Origin of the sequence: Anaerovibrio sp. (assembly GCF_024697385.1) — a bacterium.
Lineage (GTDB): Bacteria > Bacillota > Negativicutes > Selenomonadales > Selenomonadaceae > Anaerovibrio.
Map to the genome: position 1 here is coordinate 1 of NZ_JAILFV010000129.1, position 3,769 is coordinate 3,769.

Sequence of the window (3,769 nt, forward strand, 5' to 3'; positions counted from 1 at the left end):
CTGAAGGAGGATGGCGTGCTGCTCACCAGTGGGATTATCCAGGACAGGATTGATGATGTGCTGAAAGCTGCGGATGCTCATGGCTACGGTGTTATCAAGAGAAAAGAAGCCAAGGGCTGGGCGTGCATCACTTTTAAGAAGCGGGTTTAATATATGCGTAGGATATTTATATCGGAATTATTAAAAACGAATATCGTAATTACCGGGGCAGATGCACATCATTTGTCCCATGTGATGCGTTCAAGGCCCGGGGATCACATTGTTGTGGCCGATGATGCCGGAAAGGTTGGCGAGTATGTAATGACAGCATTTTCCAGTGACAGCGTTACCCTGGAGCTGGTGCAGCTCATTGAGGAGAATACCGAATCCCCCGTGGAGATTATTTTAGCGCAATGTCTGCCAAAGGGGGACAAGCTGGAGCTTATCACCCAGAAAGCTACTGAATTGGGCATCAATGGTATAGCGCCACTGACAAGCGATAATTGTGTGGTTCGCTATGATGCAAAAAAAGCTGTTGCCAGACAGGAAAAATGGCAAAAAATTGCCAATGAAGCTGCCAAGCAATGCGGGCGTCAATGTATTCCCGAAGTCATGGCGATTACGCCCCTGAAATCATGGCTTCAGGGAATAATGGAACAGGACATTGAGGTGCTGATGTGCTATGAAAACGAGGAACAGATAGGTATCAAGGAGCTTTTGGCCCATAGCACAAAGAAGAAATTTGCGGTTATTATCGGGCCGGAGGGCGGCTTTTCCCTTGATGAGGTGGCATATGCCAAGGAACTTGGCATACCATCCGTCAGCCTGGGGAACAGGATTCTCAGGGCGGAAACCGCCGCGATTTCCGCAATGACAATACTTCAGTATGAAAAAGGTGATTTGGGAGGTAGGCAGTAGTGTCAAGGGTGGCATTTATAACTTTGGGCTGTAAGGTCAATCAGTATGAAACTGAAACCATGGAGGGACTGTTTAAAAAAAGTGGTTATGAGATAGTTCCCCACACGGAAGCAGCCGATGTATACATCATAAATACCTGCTCTGTTACCAGCTTTGGTGACAAAAAGTCCCGTCAGCTGATACGGAGAATGCGTCGCCTGAATCCCAAGTCCATAATAGCGGTGACGGGATGCTATTCCCAGGTGGCACCTGAGCAGGTGAAGGCTATAGACGGTGTGCGTGTTGTTATCGGTACAAAGGGCAGAAAAAACATAGTGGAATATGTACAGCAGGCTATGGCTGAGGATGGCATCATTGACCGGGTAGAGGATGTCATGAAGGCACGGGAGTTTGAGGATATTCCCCTTTATGAAATGCCTGCCAGGACAAGGGCCTTTCTGAAGATACAGGAGGGCTGTACCAATTTTTGCAGCTACTGTATCATTCCTTACACCAGGGGGCCTATTCGCTCCAGGAGACTGGAGAGCATACGGGCGGAAGCCAAAAAACTTTTGGACAATGGGTTCAAGGAAATCGTTCTGACAGGAATACATCTCGGTGCCTATGGCAGGGATTTTGGTGATGGTACCAGCCTTTATGATGCTGCAAGAACGGTGCTGGAGCTTCCGGGACTGAGGCGGTTGAGACTGGGCTCATTGGAATCCATTGAGCTGTCGCCGGAGCTGCTGGAGCTCATCAGGACTCATCCAAAATTCAGCCATCATCTGCATCTGCCACTTCAGGTGGGCTCCGATGAAATTTTAAGAAGGATGAACCGCCATTATAACAGGGATGAATTTACAGGGCTGATTAAAAATGTCAGGGATAAAATCCCTGGGGTTGCAATTTCAACAGATGTTATTGTAGGATTCCCCGGCGAAACAGAAGAATTGTTTACCCAGTCCCTGGAATACATCAGATCACTGAATTTTTCCCGCATACATGTATTCCCTTATTCTCCCAGAACAGGGACTCCGGCGGCTGCCATGAAAGATCAGGTCAGTGAGCCTGACAAAAAGGATAGGGTACACCGCCTGCAGTTAGTGGCTGATAAAATGGCTGAGGACTTCCACAGGACATATCTGGGGACTGTACAGGATGTACTTTTTGAGACGAATACCGAGGGAATTACTGATGGCCTTACCGACACATATATCCGTGTATATACTGATGACGAGGTGGTCACAGGAGAAATATATAAAGTTCATCTGGAAAAATTGTATAAAGACGGAGTATATGGTAAAATATACGAGCGTGGGTAATATTCAGGCATATTATTAAAGGGAGGTGTACCGAGATGGCAGATTGTATTTTTTGTAAAATTGCAAACAAGGAAATTCCTTCCACTGTAGTGTTTGAGGATGATCAGGTTATCGCATTTAACGATCTTGAGCCTCAGGCCCCAGTACATGTGCTTGTTATACCTAAGAAGCATGTTGACAGCATTGCTGCATTAAAGGCAGAAGACAAGGAATTGGCCGGTCACATTTTGTGTGAGGTGATTCCTGAGATTGCGAAAAAAACAGGTATTGATGAAAAGGGCTTCCGCGTGGTTGCCAATACAGGCGCTGAAGGTGGCCAGACAGTCAACCACCTGCATTTCCATGTTCTGGGAGGCAGGTCCATGCAGTGGCCTCCAGGCTGATGATTATCAGCAGAGTATGTGGTGCTTATACCGGACTCATGTATTAAAAGGTGATTGCCCGGCAGGATAGATTGAACACTATGTACTGCAGTGAAAAAATTTAACCTTTTACCGTATAATGATATTGGGCAATCATCCGATTTATATTGACATATATGCGTTATGTCGTGTATAATAATCGGGTGTAGTTATGAAATACACTCCCAAGTCAATTGGAGGGGGGGAAAAATAGATGGCAAACGAGATTAAGGTTGGCAAGAACGAAAGTATTGACAGCGCGCTCCGCAGATTTAAGCGTATGAGCCAGAAAGCTGGTACCATCGCTGAGGTAAGAAAGCGTGAGCATTACGAAAAGCCTAGTGTTCGCCGTAAGAAGAAGTCTGAGGCAGCCCGTAAGCGCAAGTTCAGAGCATAAAAGCTGAATATTGAATTTAAAGACTATAATCTCTATATTTATAGGTGGATTATAGTCTTTACTTATTTTGGAGGTGTTTTATATGTCATTAAAGGAACAATTGGCAAATGATATGAAGGAGGCCATGAAGGCCAAGGAAAAAGAGAAGCTGGCAGTTATCCGCATGGTCCGTGGTGCTATCAAGCAGCAGGAAATTGACGGCAAGACTGAGCTGGATGATGATGCAGTTATTGCAGTTATCAGCAAGGAAGTCAAGATGCGCCGGGATTCAATAGCTGATTTTGAAAAGGGTGGCCGTCAGGATCTGGTGGAACAGAATGAAAGGGAGATATCCTTCCTCATGCCATATTTGCCTCAGCAGCTCTCAGAGGATGAGGTGCGGGCCTTGGTCAAGGAAGCTGTAGAGAAAACAGGCGCATCTGCCCCAAAGGATATGGGCAAGGTGATGGGTGCACTGATGCCTAAGGTTAAGGGCAGGGCTGATGGCAAGATGGTCAATAATATCGTAAAGGAATTTTTGTCCTGAATCCTGGCAATTCATCTGTGGAAGCAGTTCACATTAAATTTTTATTATAAAAAATATCGGCCATTAAAGTTTAATTAAATAACCTGCCGACATATTGCAAATAATAATATGACCGTGATATATTCATGATAAGAAGAATTCGGAAATATATCGGAAGGAATATGAAGGCAGGGGAAGTAAGATGAAAAAGAAACTGGCAATATCCGTTGCCCTGGTAATGGCACTGAATTTCGGACTGGGGCAGATA

Annotated in this window: 6 protein-coding genes; all 6 read left to right on the plus strand. The window is 45.4% G+C overall.

The window, feature by feature from the left end; all coding sequences use genetic code 11:
- The 6 genes from K6C05_RS11030 to K6C05_RS07525 all read left to right on the plus strand — a co-directional run bounded on the left by K6C05_RS11030 (position 1) and on the right by K6C05_RS07525 (position 3,522).
- Positions 1 to 150 (plus strand): 50S ribosomal protein L11 methyltransferase, encoded by a 150-nt coding sequence (locus K6C05_RS11030; protein WP_363317178.1) that lies wholly within the window; start codon positions 1 to 3, stop codon positions 148 to 150.
- A 3-nt stretch (positions 151 to 153) separates the two neighbouring features.
- Positions 154 to 897 (plus strand): 16S rRNA (uracil(1498)-N(3))-methyltransferase, encoded by a 744-nt coding sequence (locus K6C05_RS07505; protein ID WP_296733191.1) that lies wholly within the window; start codon positions 154 to 156, stop codon positions 895 to 897.
- Complete coding sequence (mtaB, locus tag K6C05_RS07510) at positions 897 to 2,198, plus strand: tRNA (N(6)-L-threonylcarbamoyladenosine(37)-C(2))-methylthiotransferase MtaB (RefSeq protein ID WP_296733193.1); 1,302 nt, start codon at positions 897 to 899, stop codon at positions 2,196 to 2,198. The genes K6C05_RS07505 and mtaB overlap by 1 nt, the downstream gene beginning before the upstream one ends.
- Positions 2,199 to 2,233: 35 nt before the next feature.
- The gene (locus tag K6C05_RS07515) at positions 2,234 to 2,581 is read left to right on the plus strand and encodes a histidine triad nucleotide-binding protein (protein ID WP_296733196.1); all 348 of its coding nucleotides are present in this window, start codon (positions 2,234 to 2,236) and stop codon (positions 2,579 to 2,581) included.
- Positions 2,582 to 2,813: 232 nt separating this feature from the next.
- Positions 2,814 to 2,996: a 30S ribosomal protein S21 gene (gene rpsU, locus K6C05_RS07520; protein ID WP_027397292.1), complete on the plus strand. Its 183-nt coding sequence runs from the start codon at positions 2,814 to 2,816 to the stop codon at positions 2,994 to 2,996.
- A gap of 82 nt (positions 2,997 to 3,078) precedes the next feature.
- The gene (locus K6C05_RS07525; RefSeq protein WP_296733198.1) at positions 3,079 to 3,522 is read left to right on the plus strand and encodes a GatB/YqeY domain-containing protein; all 444 of its coding nucleotides are present in this window, start codon (positions 3,079 to 3,081) and stop codon (positions 3,520 to 3,522) included.
- The last annotated feature ends 247 nt before the right edge of the window (positions 3,523 to 3,769 follow it).